Source organism: uncultured Amnibacterium sp., assembly GCF_964250715.1.
GTDB lineage: Bacteria > Actinomycetota > Actinomycetes > Actinomycetales > Microbacteriaceae > Amnibacterium.
In genome coordinates this window covers 518736-532476 of sequence record NZ_CAXUGX010000001.1, presented here as the reverse complement: position 1 = coordinate 532476, position 13741 = coordinate 518736, and the positions used below count along the sequence as shown (strand labels likewise).

Here is a 13741-nt window from a genome sequence, read left to right as displayed (position 1 = left end):
CGCAGATAGACGTCGTCTCAGAACGTTGGCGTCGCACCAGTCACAGACGCCATGTAGACCGAGCGCGAGAACAACTCGTAAGCTGTTCCCTGAACGTTGACGGTGCCCTGGTGGATTCCCATGAAATCAGATCCCGCGATCACTGTGCCCCCACTATCGCCATTTACCGTGCCGAATGCGTTGGTGAGGATCAGGTTCGTCACCGTCGTAGTAACAGGCTGGTCGGAGTAGTTCTGCGCGCCAATATAGCCGCAAGTCAAATCACCGCCGTGGGTTTGCCCGTAAACCGCGCCCGAAACGCAAACCTTGCGGTTGATTCCATAGCCCGCACTGTCATCTGTGTTCGAGGGGAGGCCGGTCATTTGTGACGACACGACGTTGTTGCTGGAAAGAAAGTTCTTTGTTGCCGCACTCGCCGGAACTGGTCCAATGGACTGACAGTCGCATTTCGACGTCCCACCTCCATATGCTCCGTTGTTGTTCGTTCCGGTTCCGAAATGGTCTCCATTCGTGCTGTAATCGCCCTCGTGCCAGTGATATCCAGGCGGGTTGCAATGACCGGCTGTGATTTCATAGTAGGAAGTTCCACTCGCGCCGCCCCTGGCACGCGAGAAGCCCGATGTACAGAGGTTCTGGTTCTCATCAGTACTGATCGCGATTCCACCATAAAGTGGACCCGACGCCTGGTTGCGACTCGCCTGAAACTCAGGGCCACTCCCTTGAGTGACTGATATGAAGGGAGCGTTATAACGCGCGCGAAGTTCTTCCTGGACGGTAGCTGGAGAGTCGCCAGAAGTTGTGATCATGATGTGGGTAGGAAACTGGCCGATGGTCGTGACGTGTAGACCCTCAAGCTTCTTATCCGCCCAGTCCCTACTGAGGGCTTCATAGGTGCTCCTGAGTTGAGCGAGAGGCGTGTCCTGAACTGTGACCGCAACCTCGGTCCCTTGCGGCACGAGTATCTTGAGGCTGTCAAGAAGCGTGCTCGCGGCGGCTGATTCTAAGGGATCGGAAGTCAGGGCGATCGATATACCGCTCGGTTTGGACAGGTCGATAGCAACGCCGCCGAACAGTGTCGACTTACCACCGAGCGATTCAATCGCACCGAGAACCGAGTTCAACCGATCTCTTCCCTTGATTACCGCTGACTCACTAGGGGTGAGCGGAATGCCAAGCTCAGTCGAGGTTGAAGTTGAGGCTGCGTCGACCTGCTCGATCCAAGCGGTGTCGTATCGCAGTCCAGACTGCTCGCGGAGCTGTATCTCGCGCGCCGGAGGGATGGCGACCTGCACTCGAGGTGAATCCGCGTTCGCGGGTTGGGTCGCTAGTACAGATGCGACAGCGCAAGACAAGGCCATGAGCAGTATCTTGAGACCTGCTCCGCGAGTTTTCGGACGAGTCAAGACTGATTCTCCCCATCGTCTTTGAAGCGGAAGGTACTAGCGACGCGGCAGCGGATTTAGATCAAACCCACGTGCAACCCTCGACTCAAGATGGCGAAGCAACTGTGATCCGCGAACCATGTGCCCTACAGGGTGCATTGGATGGTAGAGCCGCGGACCGAGAGTTGTCAATCCAGCACGATCGCGCAGACAGAGGCGATCTTGTGCCAGTGCCGCTCGCCTTCCGGCGCCACCTGGCGTGGCCGTAGACAGTATCGCAGGGCCGGTCTAGGCCTGCAGAATCTCCTCCGCTGATTACGCAGGCGGTGCGCTCGCGTCGAACTAAGCGGGGTCGACGATGTACAGCCGCTGCGTGGGTCGCGTGAGGGCGACGTAGAGGGAGCCCGCCCCGTCGGTTTCCGCGATCGCCTGCTGGTCGACCACGACGGCGGCGTCGAACTCGAGCCCCTTCGCCGTGCGCGCCGTCAGGACCGTCACGCGGGCGCTCAGCCCGGTCTCGCCGGCGCCGATCCGCTCGCCGATGCCGTCGAGGGCCGCCCGGATCGCCGCCAGCCGGGCCTGCGGCGCGATCACGGCGATGGTGCCCGTCGCATCGATCGAGCGGTCGCCGAGCACCACCGACCGCACCCCGCCGGGCAGGTCGTCGGTCGTGCGGACGTCGATGGGCCAGCCGGCCTCGCGGACCGACCGTGACGGCGTGATGGGCAGGGCCAGGCGGCGGGCGGTCGCCTCGGCGAGCTGTGCGATCTGGCGGGGCGTGCGGTAGTTGACGCTGAGCCGCTCCAGCCGGAAGTCCTCGGTGAGCGCGCCGAGCGCCTGCTGCCAGGACTCGGGCGGCCGCACCATGGCGGTCTGGGCGAGATCGCCGACCACGGTGAAGGATCGCAGCGGTCCGCGCCGGCGCAGCAGGCGCCACTGCATCGGCGTCAGCTCCTGCGCCTCATCGACGACGATGTGCCCGTACGTCCAGGTTCGGTCGCTCGCCGCCCGCTCGGCGGTGGTCAGGGTGGCGGCCTCGTCCGCGAAGGAGTCGGCGATGGACTCGGCGCTGACCTGCCCCTCGACACCCATGTTCGTGATCGCCTGGCGGGCGTTCTCGAGGTCGCGTTCGCGCTGCGCCTCGCGCGCCTGGCGGTGCGCGTCGGCGGCGACGTCGGCCTCGCCCAGCAGTTCGGCCGCCTCGTCCAGCAGCGGCACGTCCGACACCGTGAACGGCGCCGTGCGTTCGCGGCCGAGCAGCGCTCGGTCCGTCTCGCTCCACCCCGGAGTGACGGCCGCCAGGTAGGCGGGGCGGCTGTAGAGATCGCCGAGCAGCTTCTGCGGCGTCAGCGGGAGCCACGCGGAGTTCAGCAGCACCTTCACGTCCTGCGCAGTGCGCAGATCCTCCCGCAGCATGCGCCGGTCGTCGTCGTCGATGGTGCCGCCGCGGGAGCTCACCTGGTCGGCGAGCGCGGCGGTCAAGGCGCCGAGGGCCTCGCGGACGAAGGTCACGCGGGCGACATTGTGTGGGCGACGGCTCTGCTGCGCCCGGCGCAGCGCGCGCTGCAGCAGCTCCGGTGGCACCGTCAGTACCTCGTTGCCGATGCGCACGCTCGTCGCCTGCTCCGGCGCGACCTGACGGGCGTGCACGGCTCGCCGCAGCACCTCCACCATCTGCGGGCGCCCCTTCAGGGCGGCCGCCTCGGGATGCTCGACGGCGGTGGCCTCGGCTCCCGGATAGAGCTGGCCGACGGTGCGCAGCACCACGCCGGATTCGCCCAGGGAGGGGAGCACCTGCTCGATGTACTGCAGGAAGCTGCGCGACGGGCCCACGATCAGCACGCCGCTGCGCGCCAGCCGCTCCTTGTGCGCGTACAGCAGGTAGGCGGCCCGGTGCAGTGCGACCGCGGTCTTGCCCGTGCCCGGTCCGCCCTGCACCACGAGGACGCCGCGCAGCTCCGAGCGGATGATGCGGTCCTGCTCGGCCTGGATCGTGCCGACGATGTCGTGCATCCGCCCGGTGCGCTGCGCGGAGAGGGCGGCCAGCAGCGCCGACTCGCCCGTGAGCGTGACGTTCTCGGGCACGTTGCCGGGGTCGAACACCTCGTCCTCGACGGCGGTGACGGCGCGACCGCGGGTGGTCAGGTGGCGGCGGATGCGCACACCGAGGGGCGTCGCCGGCGTCGCCTGGTAGAACGCGCTGGACTGCGGCGCCCGCCAGTCGAGCAACAGGGGGTGCTGGTCGTCGTCGCGCAGCCCGATGCGGCCGATGTAGCGCTGATCGCCGCCCTCGGTCGTCAGCCGGCCGAAGGCGAGCCGATCGTCGACGTCTCGCAGCTGCCGCAGTCGCTCCTCGAACAGCGCCGCCATCGCGTCGCGCTCCGACCGGGCCTGATGCGTGCCGGTCGCACCGCCGGCGCGGATGCGCTCCAGCTGGTCGCCGCTCTCGCGGCGCAGGGCGTCCAGCCGGGCGTAGAGCCGAGCGACGTAGTGCTGCTCGCGCGTGAGCTCGCTCTCGCCGGTCTCGGCCACTCGCGCTTCCTTCCAGCCGAATCCGCGCGTGCGACGGTCCTGCACGGATGCGGACGGCCACGGAATGGGCGAGCCATTCTACGGGCCCACCCATCGGGCTCATTCATCGACGGCCCCGCCGGGTCGGCGGCCTCGCCCTGGTCGTGCGCCACCGGGACGCCTGTGCCGAGAAGGGCGTGTCGCGGTAGGCCCACTCGGGCAGCACGCTATTCGCGAGCAGCGCGGCGATCAGTCTCGTCAACGAATATCCCGGGTCCGCCGACTGGGCCAGGTCGACGAACCGGCCGGCGAGGGTCCCGCGGCCGAGCGCCCAGTGCAGCCACGCGATCGAGGTGAGCACCGGCGCACGGCGATCCTGTGGTGTGAGGGCCGCGACGTCCTTCAGCCGCACGATCGCCCGCTCGATGCGGGCGGGATCCGGCCGTGCCATGTCCCCACCGGTGAAGGCCATGGCCGTCGGCTCGTCGATCGTCACGGGCCGGTCTTCGCCGCCGCGGCGCCAGGCGTGGCTGCCGAACTCGGCGCCCCAGCCGATCTGCAGCAGCACGATGTCGCGGAGCGCGGGAATGCGGAGGGCTGCGGCCAGCAGCACGGTCGCATCGTCGGGGAGGCCGAAGCCCGACCCCGTCGCCGTCAGGGCGCCCTCGATGCGGTCGCTCGGGTCCAGCTGCAGCAGGTCGTCGGCGCCGTTCGCCAGGCGGGCGGCGACCGCGCGCTCGAACCGGTGCTGCATCGCGGGCGGCCGCTCGGACAGCCGTACGGCTGCGTCGATGTCGAGCAGATCGCGGCCGAGCAGGCCGCTGTCGAGAAGGCCGTCGCCGACCGGATCGTCCTGGATCGTTGCCAGCGGCTGCGCAGCCCGGCCGCTCCCGTGCCCTGCCGAACTCCAGCCGTCGGCGGCGACCATGAACACGCTCTTCACCGTGAGGCCGGCACGGTCGGCGCAGGTCGCGACCTGATGCAGCAGTGCCGCTTCCGGACCGCGGATCGCCTCGCGATGGGTGGCGTCGGTGTAGGCGACGGCCGCGATGCCGTCGACCTGGTCGATGCGGCAGATGAGACCGATGTAGAGGTCCGCGAACGCGGACAGATCCGCGCCTGCTGCCGGGAGGTCGACCCGGAGGGCGCTGCCGGTGCGGGAGCCGCTGAACGCAGCCAGTACCAGGCTGCGCGCGGGACGCATGCCGACGAGACGGGGTACGAGACGCAGGAAGTCGGCGGCGCTGTCCGCCTTCACGACGGTGGGTGTGGTCATGGCGGCGAGCGTGCCGCCCCGGCTGCCCGCGCGGGCGGCCGGGGTTGCCGGACGGGCACGAGCGGCCGCTCGACGCAGCTGTGGAGGAGCGGATGCGCCCCACTCGGTCTGCGCGGATTCGCGTCGTCTGCTGCTGCGCGCGCCGGCGCAGGTGACGCCGATGTGGGCAGTCGGGGCAGCAGGTCAGTCGATCAGCCGGATCGCGTGGACGGATCGCCCCGCGAGGCGTTTCCGGCCGCCGAGTCCCGCCAGCTCCATGACGACTCCGACGCCGGCCACGGAGCCGCCGGCGCGCTCCAGCAGCGTGCAGGTGGCGGCGACGGTGCCGCCGGTCGCGAGCACGTCGTCGAGCACCAGCACCCGGGCGCCGACGGGGAACTCCTCGGGCCGCACCTCGAGCGCCGCGCTGCCGTACTCCAGGTCGTAGTGCTCGGTGAGCGTCTGCGGCGGCAGCTTGCCGCCCTTGCGGACCGCGAGCACCCCGGTGCCGGCGGCGTAGGCGGCGGCCGCGGCCAGCAGGAACCCGCGGGCCTCGATCCCCGCGACCACGTCGAAGGATCCCGCGAAGGTCGCCACCAACTCGTCGGTGATGGCGCGGAGCGCCGTGGCGTCGGCGAGGGTGGGCGTCAAGTCGCGGAACAGCACCCCGGCGTGGGGGAAGTCGGGTACCACCGCGGTGAGCCGGTCGACGAGTTGCGCTGCGGTCTCGGTGCCGCTGTCCCGCCTGCCCCTTCCCCTGCTACCGATGTCCCTGCTACCGATGTCACTGCCACCGCTGTCCACACGGCGGAGACTAGCTGGGGCCGCGGGCCGAGAACGATCCGGGCCCGGACAGACTCATCGCCCGGTGGTGCGGCGCTGCCTGCAACTCGCCCGGGCGATGAATCAACGGATTCAGAGTGCTCCCGTCCGGTGCCGTTCCGCAAGAACCTGTTCCTGGGAGAACGATTCGGGCGGCGTGTCGTGCTGGGGCGCCGAGCGCTCGCCGGATCAAGCCTTCAGCAGGTCGATCACGAAGATCAGGGTGTGTCCGGAGAGGCGGTGCCCGGCGCCGGCCGCCCCGTAGGCGAGGTGCGGGGGCACGATCAACTTGCGGCGCCCGCCCACCTTCATGCCGGGGATGCCCAGCTTCCAGCCCTGGATCAGGTTGCCGAGCGGGAACGAGATCGACTGGCCGCGGCTCCAGGAGGAGTCGAACTCGTCGCCGGAGTCGTAGTCGACGCCGAGGTAGTGCACGGTGACGGTGCCGCCGTCGACCGCTTCTGCACCGTCGCCGACGACGATGTCCTCGATCACGAGGTCGTCTGGGGCGGGGCCGTCGGGGGCGTCGAGCTCGGGCTTGCTGCTGAGGTCGGTCATGACAGTCAGTCAAGCACCGGCGTCCGGACAGGAAGCTGCACAGGGCGGACGGGACCTCGGGCGGGCGGGACGGAGCAAGGCTGAGGCCGGATCGCGGAGAATTACGGCAGCATGTCGGCCGATCCCACTCCCTCGCCTCCGGCGACCCGGCGGGGACACCTGGTCGACGTGGCTCCGCTTCGGCACTCCCCCGCCTTCGCGCGGCTGTTCGCGGGTCGCGCCCTAGCCGGCATCGGGTCGCAGTTGACGATCTTCGCGGTGGCGCTCGACGTCTACGGCCTGACCCGGTCGACGTTCGCGGTGTCGCTGGTCGGGGTGATCGTGCTGCTGCCGATCGTGCTCGCGGGCCTGTACGGGGGCATGATCGCGGACGCGTTCGACCGTCGGCGGGTGGCGTTCGTGTCGGCGCTGCTGGCCGAGCTGGCGTCGGTGCTGCTGGCCGTGCTCTCCTGGACCGGCACCCAGACGGTGCTGTCGCTGTACGCCCTGACCGTGCTGTCGGCGGTCGGGGCGACGGTGCTGATGGCGACGCAGTCGGCGATCCAGCCGCGACTGCTGCCGATCGCGCTGCTGCCCGCGGCGGCGGCGCTGTCGGGCATCGCGACCGGGCTCGCGGTGACCGTCGGACCCGCTGTCGGGGGCGTGCTGGTCGCGGGTGTCGGGTTCCCGTGGTGCTACACGATCGACGCGGTGCTGTCGCTCGCGGGACTGGTCAGCCTGATCGCGCTGCCGGCGATGCCGCCCGAACACGACGTGCAGCGGCCGGGCCTCAAGTCCCTGAAAAGCGGCATCGACTTTCTTCGGACCGCCCCGAACATCCGGATGAGCTTTCTGGTGGACATCGTGGCGATGACATTCGGCCAGCCGCAGGTGCTGCTGCCCGCCGTCGGAGTGATGCTGCTCGGCGGCGGTGCCGTCACGGTCGGCGTGCTGACGACCGCCTTCGCACTCGGCGCGCTCGGCAGCAGCGTGGTCTCCGGCCGGCTGGGAGGCGTGCGGCGCCACGGCGTCGCCATCGAGCGCAGCATCCAGGCGTACGGCGCTTGCATCGCGGCGTTCGGAGGGGTGCTGGCCGTCACCGCGCTCGGCGAAGCGGGCGGCTGGCTGCCCGCGGTGTCCGGTTTGCGGGCCGACGTCGTGGCCGTCGCAGCGGCGGCGGTGCTGCTGGCGGGCGCGGGCGCCGCGGACAACGTGAGCGCCATCTTCCGGTCCACGATGCTGCAGGCCGCCGCGCCCGACGGCGTCCGGGGCCGGCTGCAGGGCGTGTTCACCGTGGTCGTGACCGGCGGACCGCGCATCGGCGGCCTGTACGTGGGACTGCTGGCGACCGGGAGCGCGCTCTGGCTGCCACCGCTGCTCGGGGGCCTGCTGGTGATCGCGCTCGTCACCGTGCTCGTGTCACGGTCCCGCGGCTTCCGCCACTACGACGGCGCCGCGCCGACGCCGTGACCGCGGCTGCAGCTGCGGCTGGAGTCCCGTTCTGGCGGAACCTGCTGGCAGAGGTCGTGGACCGGATCATCGCCGTCTCGGCGCCGCCGGACCGGCTGCATCTGCTGCTGACCGCGGGTGCCGTGGTGCTCGCGGTCGCGGTGCCACGGGTCTGGCGGCTGCTGCGTCACGGGATCACCATCGTGCACGAGGCGGGCCACGGCGCGGCCGCGACGCTGACCGGTCGACGGCTGGCGGGCATCCGGCTGCACTCCGACACCTCCGGAGTGACCGTCAGCGTCGGGCGGCGGCGCGGGATGGGAATGATCGCGACGGTGCTGGCGGGCTACCCGGCGCCGTCCGTCGCCGGAGTGCTGATGGCGTGGGCGGTCGGTGCGGGCCACGCGGCCGCCGCGCTGTGCGGTGCGGTCGCGCTGCTCGTGCTCGTGCTGCTGCAGATCCGCAACTGGTTCGGCCTGTGGAGCGTGCTCGTCGCCGGCGTGGCGGTCGGTGCGGCGACCTGGCTGCTCGACGCCGGCTGGCGATCGGTCGCGGCCACGGCGCTGGCCGCGCTGCTGCTGCTCGGCGGGCTGCGCGCTGCAGCGGAACTGCCGGCGTCCCGCGCTCGCGACCGCTCGCGCACCTCCGACGCCGACCAGCTGGCCGCCCTCACCCACCTGCCGGCCCTGATCTGGGTCGGGGTGTTCGTGCTGCTCGCGCTCGCGGCCCTCGCCGGGGCGGGGTTGCTGCTCGGCCTGGTTCCACTGCCCTGAGCGGATCCGCTTCCACACTCCTTCGGGACTGGCACTCGCCGGCGCCGCGGAGTGCGAGTTCCGAACAGGCGTGCTCGGACCTCGCTGCTCAGCTGACGAGCAGGCGACGGTCGCCGGCGATCGCCTGCAGCAGCGCCTGCTCGTCCGGGGTGCGACCGACACCGGTGCGCTGCCGCAGCAATCGCTGCCGCGCGTGGCCCAGCCGGGTGGCGTCGCGGACGAACCGCCGCATCGCGACCCGCTTGCGCGCCCGGTCGGGTTGCCGGTCCGCCCACTGAAGGGCATGCCGACGGCCGGTCCAGGTGGACAAGAGCGCGACCTCATCGCCGGTGAACCAGCCCGCCTGGGCGTACTCGGTCAGCCGCTCGCGGGTGATGCGGCGCTCCCGCCGACGCAGGACCAGCACGAACGCCAGGGCGAGCAGGAACAGCGGTACCTCCACCGTGAAGTAGTAGCCGATCACGTCCCGCGACAGGGCCAAGCCGCCGTTCCAGAGGGCGTGCAGGATCGCCGCCGGGATCAGGCCGAGCAGATAGAAGCCGATCGCCGCGAATCGACTGCGACCCGCCTCCGCCGCCCGGCCCAGCAGATACCCGGTGCAGGAGGTGAACAGGGCGTGGGCGAAGGGCGAGAAGACGCCCCGGGCGACGAAGATGACCGCGAGCTGCGGGCTGATCCCGTCGCTGACCAGGGTGCGCCCGAAGTACAGGATGTTCTCGCTGAAGGCGAAGCCCGCCGCGACGCTGGCCGCGTACACGACGCCGTCGACCGGGCCGTCGAACGAGCGGCGGTTGAACCAGAACAGCAGCAACACGCCGAAGCCCTTGGCGCCCTCCTCCACGAGCGGCGCCTGCACGACCGCCTGCAGCAGCGAGTTCGCCTTCCCCCCCACGGCGGCGAGCGTCAGGCTGACGCCCAGGTCGAACAGCAGCGCGACCGCGACGGCGACCCCCGCCCCCCACAGCACGGCGAACACCAGGGCGGGACGCGGCTCCGGCTCCCACCGGTCGATCCAGCGGATGACCAGCAGCACGATCAGGAACGGGATGAGCGCCAGGATCCCCGCGATCACGACCGCGGCGGGCCCCAGGCCTGCCAGCAGATACAACCCGACCGCGAACACCGCCAGCACACCGATCGCGATGCCGACGATCGCCGCGAGCACCGTGCCGACGTGTCCGGGCCGCTGCGGCTCGCTCCAGATCGGTGCCTGCAGGGTGGGCGCGGGATCGATGCGGGTCACCCCTCCAATGCAACGGGTCCGAACCCGATCGACCGCTGGGAAAGAACCGGACGGGTTCTGAGTGCACGAGAACGCCTTCGTAGAGTGCCCGTATGGACCTCGGCATCACGGGCAAGCGGGCACTCATCACGGGCGGCGACTCCGGCATCGGCTGGCACACGGCGCGGCTGCTGCTGGACGAGGGCGCCACGGTCGTGCTGAGCGACCTGGACCAGGGCACGCTCGAGGAATCCGCCGCGCGACTGCAGGCGCCGGAGGGGCGGCTGTTCGCCTTCGCGGCCGACGTCACATCGCTCGAATCGCTGGCGGCGCTCCGCAGCAATGTGGAGCAGTCGGTCGGCGAGATCGACATCCTGGTGCAGTCGGCGGGCATCACCGGAGCGCAGGGGTTCTTCCACGAGATCGACGACGAGGGCTGGACCCACACCCTGGAGGTCGACCTGATGGGTCCCGTCCGGGTGGTCAGTACGTTCCTGCCGCATCTGCGGAACGGCGGCTGGGGCCGCATCGTGCTGCTCGCCAGCGAGGACGGCGTGCAGCCCTACGACGACGAGATCCCCTACTGCTCCGCCAAGGCGGGCGTGCTCGCGCTCATGAAGGGCCTCTCGCGCACCTACGCCAAGGAGGGCCTGCTGACCAACTGCGTGTCCCCCGCATTCATCCACACGCCGATGACCGACGCGATGATGGTGAAGCGCTCCGCGCAGGAGGACCTGTCGTTCGACCAGGCCGTCGAGACCTTCCTCTCCGACAAGCGGCCCTACATGGCCATCAAGCGTCGCGGCGAACCCGACGAGGTCGCCAGCGTCATCGCCTACCTGGTCAGCGACCGTGCATCATTCGTCAACGGCGCCAACTACCGAGTGGACGCCGGAGCGGTCGCCAGCATCTGAGTTCATTGTCCGGCCGCCGCTGCTGCGGCCGGAGTCGTGGGCAGTCCGCTGCGGGCCGACGTGGCGGCCCTCCGCTCCCGAACCAGCATCGGCGGCGGGAGTTCGTTTCGTGTAGTGCCGCCCCGCGCTGGGTCGGTAGCGAAGGCGGCTTAGCCGCCGCAGCGGACTGCAAACGACGTGCGCCGCAGTAGCGGCGGCGCACCAGTAAACACAGCGGACTGCCCACGACTCCCGCCGCCGTAGCGGCGGCGGGACAATGGGCTCAGAGCACCTTGCCCGGGTTCAGGATGTTCAGGGGGTCGAAGGCCGCCTTCAGGCGCTCCGAGAGGGCGAAGACGTCGCCGCCCAGTTCGTCGGCCAGCCAGCGACGCTTCAGGATCCCGACCCCGTGCTCGCCGGTCAGCGTGCCACCGAGGGCGATGGCCTCGTGGAAGAGCTCGTCGGCCGCCGACCACACCACGTCCGGGATGTGGCCGGGCTCACCGGCGAGGTGCGGCGGCACGACCAGATTCGGATGCAGGTTGCCGTCGCCGGCGTGCGCGATCGTGGGGATGGGGATGCCGTGCGACGCCCCGATCCGTTCCGTGGCCGCGAACATCGCCGGCAGTGCCGAGCGGGGCACGGCCACATCCTCGATCAGCACCTCGCCGAGGCGCGCGTAGGCCGGATGGGCGCTGCGCCGCACCTGCATCAGCCGCTCCCCCGTGAGCGCGTCGGTACTCACCTCCGGCTCGCCGCCCGCATGCCGGATCAGGCGGGCGGCGAGGGCCGCCTCGTCCGCGGCTGCGGCGGAGTCGGTGCGCACCAGCAGGAATGCGCCCCGGCCGGCGAGCACGGGGTACTCCGCGGAGGGCTGCAGCAGGTCGTCGATCGCGGTGCAGGTGGCGGCGTCCATCAGCTCCAGCGCCGCAGGCCGCAGTCCGGATGCGGTGATCGCGGCCGCAGCGGCCGCGGCGGCGATCACGTCCGGGAACGTCGCGCCGATCGTGACGACCGGGTCGCGGCTGATGCGGCGCAGCTTCAGCGTCGCCTCGACCACCACGCCGAGCGTGCCCTCCGAGCCCACCATCAGCGCCGTCAGGTCGTAGCCGGCGACGCCCTTGACGGTGCGGCGTCCGACGCCGATCAGCGTGCCGTCGGCGAGCACCACGCGCAGGCCGAGCACCGACTCCCGTGTCACGCCGTACTTGGCGCAGAGCAGGCCGCCGGCATTGGTGGCGATGTTGCCGCCGACCGTCGAGATCGCCCGGCTGGCCGGATCGGGCGGCCACCACAGCTCGTGCTCCGCGAGCACCGCGGCCAGGTCGTCGGTGACGATGCCCGGCTCGACCACGGCGACCTCGTTCTGCACGTCGACCTCGAGCACGCGGCGCATTCCCGACAGGTCCAGGACGATCGCGCCCTCGGTACCGATCGCTCCTCCGGCGAGGCCCGTCCCCGCGCCACGCGGCACGACCGGGACGCGGTGGACGGAGGCGAGACGCATGACCGCCTGCACGTCCGCGACGCTCGCCGCCCGGACGAGAACGGCGGGCGTCCCCGGTCCGACCCAGCCGCTGCGGTCGGTGCGCATCGCCTGCAGCACCTGCGGCTCGGTGACGATCCGGTCGCCGAGCTCGGCGCGCAGGTCCTCGACGATGCGCATCGGCTCAGCTTAAGTACAGTGCGCAGGTATGGCGGTCCGGGACGGCGAGCACGACGCGGTGCCGGGCGACGGCCGCGACGAGACCGAGACCGAGCGGCTCGACCGCAACTGGAACGGGCTGCTGCAGGAGTTGCGCATCCTGCAGACGGGCACGCAGATCCTGACCGGCTTCCTGCTGACGGTGGCGTTCCAGCAGCGCTTCCCGCAGCTCGACGCGTTCCCGAAAACGCTGTACGGCGTGCTCGTCGTACTCGCGGCCGCCAGCACGATCATCGCCCTGGCGCCGGTCGCCCTGCACCGTGCGCTGTTCCGGCGCCGAGCCATGGCCGACCTGGTCCGCATCAGTCACCGCCTGGTGCGGGTGTCGCTCGGCGTGACCGCGGTCACCACGGTGGGCGTGGTGCTACTGGTGCTCGACGTCGCGATCGGCCCGGCGGCCGGCGTCGCAGGTGCTGCGCTCGCCGTGCTCGGGCTGGTGGGGCTGTGGCTAGTACTGCCGGCGCGCACGGTCGCCGGTGAGTCGAGGCGGGGAACCCCGGTCTGAGCCGCGGGGACTCCGGACAAGGACTGCCGCGCAGAATTCAGGCGATCCCGAGTCATGCAGGCCGGATCCGCCCGGTCCATCCTTCATTCCTTGAATCTTCCTGAATTCCTCGACGCCGGAGGGCGTCGGCCGGGTCGTCATGGGGCGCGTGAGGGGCGGCGCACCACCACGTCGGCCGGGGTGCGGACCGGGTCGATCCGGAGCGCCGAGTCCGGCACCGAGGCGCCGCCGGCCGCGGACCGGAAGAGGTGCCCGACCGCGCCCTTCAGGGTGCGGTAGGCGGCGTCGGCGGCCGCGGCCTCCGGCGAGAACGCGTCGATCCCCCGCGACTCCAGGGCGTCCACGACGGCGCCGGCCGTCAGCAGGTCCTCCACCGCGAAGCGCAGCCCGTCACCGCGGGCTGCACCGGCCGCGATCAGCGCGACCACGGTGCGGCGCTGGCGCTGCTCCTGCAGCGCCAGGATCCACGCCGCAATCGCGACGGCGTCGGGCAACGCGGCCTCGACCACGGCGGGCCGCCCGGGCAGCAGCGTCAGCGGGGCCGGCGCCGGGTCGAGCGCATCGATCCACACCAGCACGTCGGCATCGGCCGCCACGGCGTGCGCGCCGGCGACGCCCCAGTCGAACCGCACCTGATACGACTGCTGCTCGCTTCCGACCAGCCGACCACTCACCACCGACAACTCA

At 70.8% G+C, this 13741-nt stretch carries 12 protein-coding genes; 4 read left to right on the top strand and 8 right to left on the bottom strand.

The window, feature by feature from the left end; all coding sequences use genetic code 11:
* Positions 1 to 17 precede the first annotated feature (17 nt).
* The 5 genes from ACFE7H_RS02445 to ACFE7H_RS02425 all read right to left on the bottom strand — a co-directional run bounded on the left by ACFE7H_RS02445 (position 18) and on the right by ACFE7H_RS02425 (position 6528).
* Positions 18 to 1292 carry a hypothetical protein gene (locus tag ACFE7H_RS02445; protein WP_375399596.1) on the bottom strand — a complete coding sequence of 425 codons (1275 nt, stop codon included), beginning with the start codon at positions 1290 to 1292 and terminating at the stop codon, positions 18 to 20.
* 432 nt (positions 1293 to 1724) lie between these two features.
* Entirely contained in the window at positions 1725 to 3914 is a 2190-nt protein-coding gene (locus tag ACFE7H_RS02440; protein WP_375399595.1) for a HelD family protein, read from the bottom strand.
* Between the two features lie 103 nt (positions 3915 to 4017).
* Positions 4018 to 5169: a DUF4192 family protein gene (locus ACFE7H_RS02435; protein WP_375399594.1), complete on the bottom strand. Its 1152-nt coding sequence runs from the start codon at positions 5167 to 5169 to the stop codon at positions 4018 to 4020.
* A gap of 183 nt (positions 5170 to 5352) precedes the next feature.
* Positions 5353 to 5916 (bottom strand): adenine phosphoribosyltransferase, encoded by a 564-nt coding sequence (locus ACFE7H_RS02430; protein WP_375399698.1) that lies wholly within the window; start codon positions 5914 to 5916, stop codon positions 5353 to 5355.
* A 243-nt stretch (positions 5917 to 6159) separates the two neighbouring features.
* The gene (locus ACFE7H_RS02425; protein WP_375399593.1) at positions 6160 to 6528 is read right to left on the bottom strand and encodes an FKBP-type peptidyl-prolyl cis-trans isomerase; all 369 of its coding nucleotides are present in this window, start codon (positions 6526 to 6528) and stop codon (positions 6160 to 6162) included.
* A 111-nt stretch (positions 6529 to 6639) separates the two neighbouring features.
* On the opposite strand from ACFE7H_RS02425, the gene ACFE7H_RS02420 reads away from it, so the two are divergent.
* Together ACFE7H_RS02420 and ACFE7H_RS02415 are read left to right on the top strand one after the other, a co-directional pair.
* Positions 6640 to 7977, top strand: coding sequence for an MFS transporter (locus tag ACFE7H_RS02420; RefSeq protein WP_375399592.1), 1338 nt, complete (start codon positions 6640 to 6642; stop codon positions 7975 to 7977).
* Positions 7974 to 8729, top strand: a complete 756-nt coding sequence (locus ACFE7H_RS02415; RefSeq protein WP_375399591.1) for a M50 family metallopeptidase — start codon at positions 7974 to 7976, stop codon at positions 8727 to 8729. Before ACFE7H_RS02420 ends, ACFE7H_RS02415 begins: the two co-directional genes overlap by 4 nt.
* An 88-nt stretch (positions 8730 to 8817) precedes the next feature.
* Here ACFE7H_RS02415 and ACFE7H_RS02410 read toward each other — a convergent pair whose 3' ends face one another.
* Complete coding sequence (locus ACFE7H_RS02410) at positions 8818 to 9972, bottom strand: PrsW family intramembrane metalloprotease (protein WP_375399590.1); 1155 nt, start codon at positions 9970 to 9972, stop codon at positions 8818 to 8820.
* A gap of 92 nt (positions 9973 to 10064) precedes the next feature.
* Here ACFE7H_RS02410 and ACFE7H_RS02405 point away from each other — a divergent pair, with 92 nt between their 5' ends.
* Positions 10065 to 10865 carry an SDR family NAD(P)-dependent oxidoreductase gene (locus tag ACFE7H_RS02405; protein ID WP_375399589.1) on the top strand — a complete coding sequence of 267 codons (801 nt, stop codon included), beginning with the start codon at positions 10065 to 10067 and terminating at the stop codon, positions 10863 to 10865.
* A gap of 262 nt (positions 10866 to 11127) precedes the next feature.
* Here ACFE7H_RS02405 and ACFE7H_RS02400 read toward each other — a convergent pair whose 3' ends face one another.
* Positions 11128 to 12510: an FAD-binding oxidoreductase gene (locus ACFE7H_RS02400; RefSeq protein ID WP_375399588.1), complete on the bottom strand. Its 1383-nt coding sequence runs from the start codon at positions 12508 to 12510 to the stop codon at positions 11128 to 11130.
* Positions 12511 to 12538: 28 nt separating this feature from the next.
* On the opposite strand from ACFE7H_RS02400, the gene ACFE7H_RS02395 reads away from it, so the two are divergent.
* Entirely contained in the window at positions 12539 to 13054 is a 516-nt protein-coding gene (locus tag ACFE7H_RS02395; protein WP_375399587.1) for a DUF6328 family protein, read from the top strand.
* Positions 13055 to 13191: 137 nt separating this feature from the next.
* On the opposite strand, the gene ACFE7H_RS02390 is transcribed toward ACFE7H_RS02395, so the two are convergent.
* Positions 13192 to 13731, bottom strand: a complete 540-nt coding sequence (locus ACFE7H_RS02390; protein WP_375399586.1) for a hypothetical protein — start codon at positions 13729 to 13731, stop codon at positions 13192 to 13194.
* Positions 13732 to 13741: the final 10 nt, after the last annotated feature.

Coding starts and splice junctions, on each gene's coding strand:
- ACFE7H_RS02395 (WP_375399587.1), top strand. CDS start 12,539: ATGGCGGTCCGGGACGGCGAGCACGACGCGGTGCCGGGCGACGGCCGC.
- ACFE7H_RS02425 (WP_375399593.1), bottom strand. CDS start 6,528: ATGACCGACCTCAGCAGCAAGCCCGAGCTCGACGCCCCCGACGGCCCC.
- ACFE7H_RS02400 (WP_375399588.1), bottom strand. CDS start 12,510: ATGCGCATCGTCGAGGACCTGCGCGCCGAGCTCGGCGACCGGATCGTC.
- ACFE7H_RS02435 (WP_375399594.1), bottom strand. CDS start 5,169: ATGACCACACCCACCGTCGTGAAGGCGGACAGCGCCGCCGACTTCCTG.
- ACFE7H_RS02405 (WP_375399589.1), top strand. CDS start 10,065: ATGGACCTCGGCATCACGGGCAAGCGGGCACTCATCACGGGCGGCGAC.
- ACFE7H_RS02420 (WP_375399592.1), top strand. CDS start 6,640: ATGTCGGCCGATCCCACTCCCTCGCCTCCGGCGACCCGGCGGGGACAC.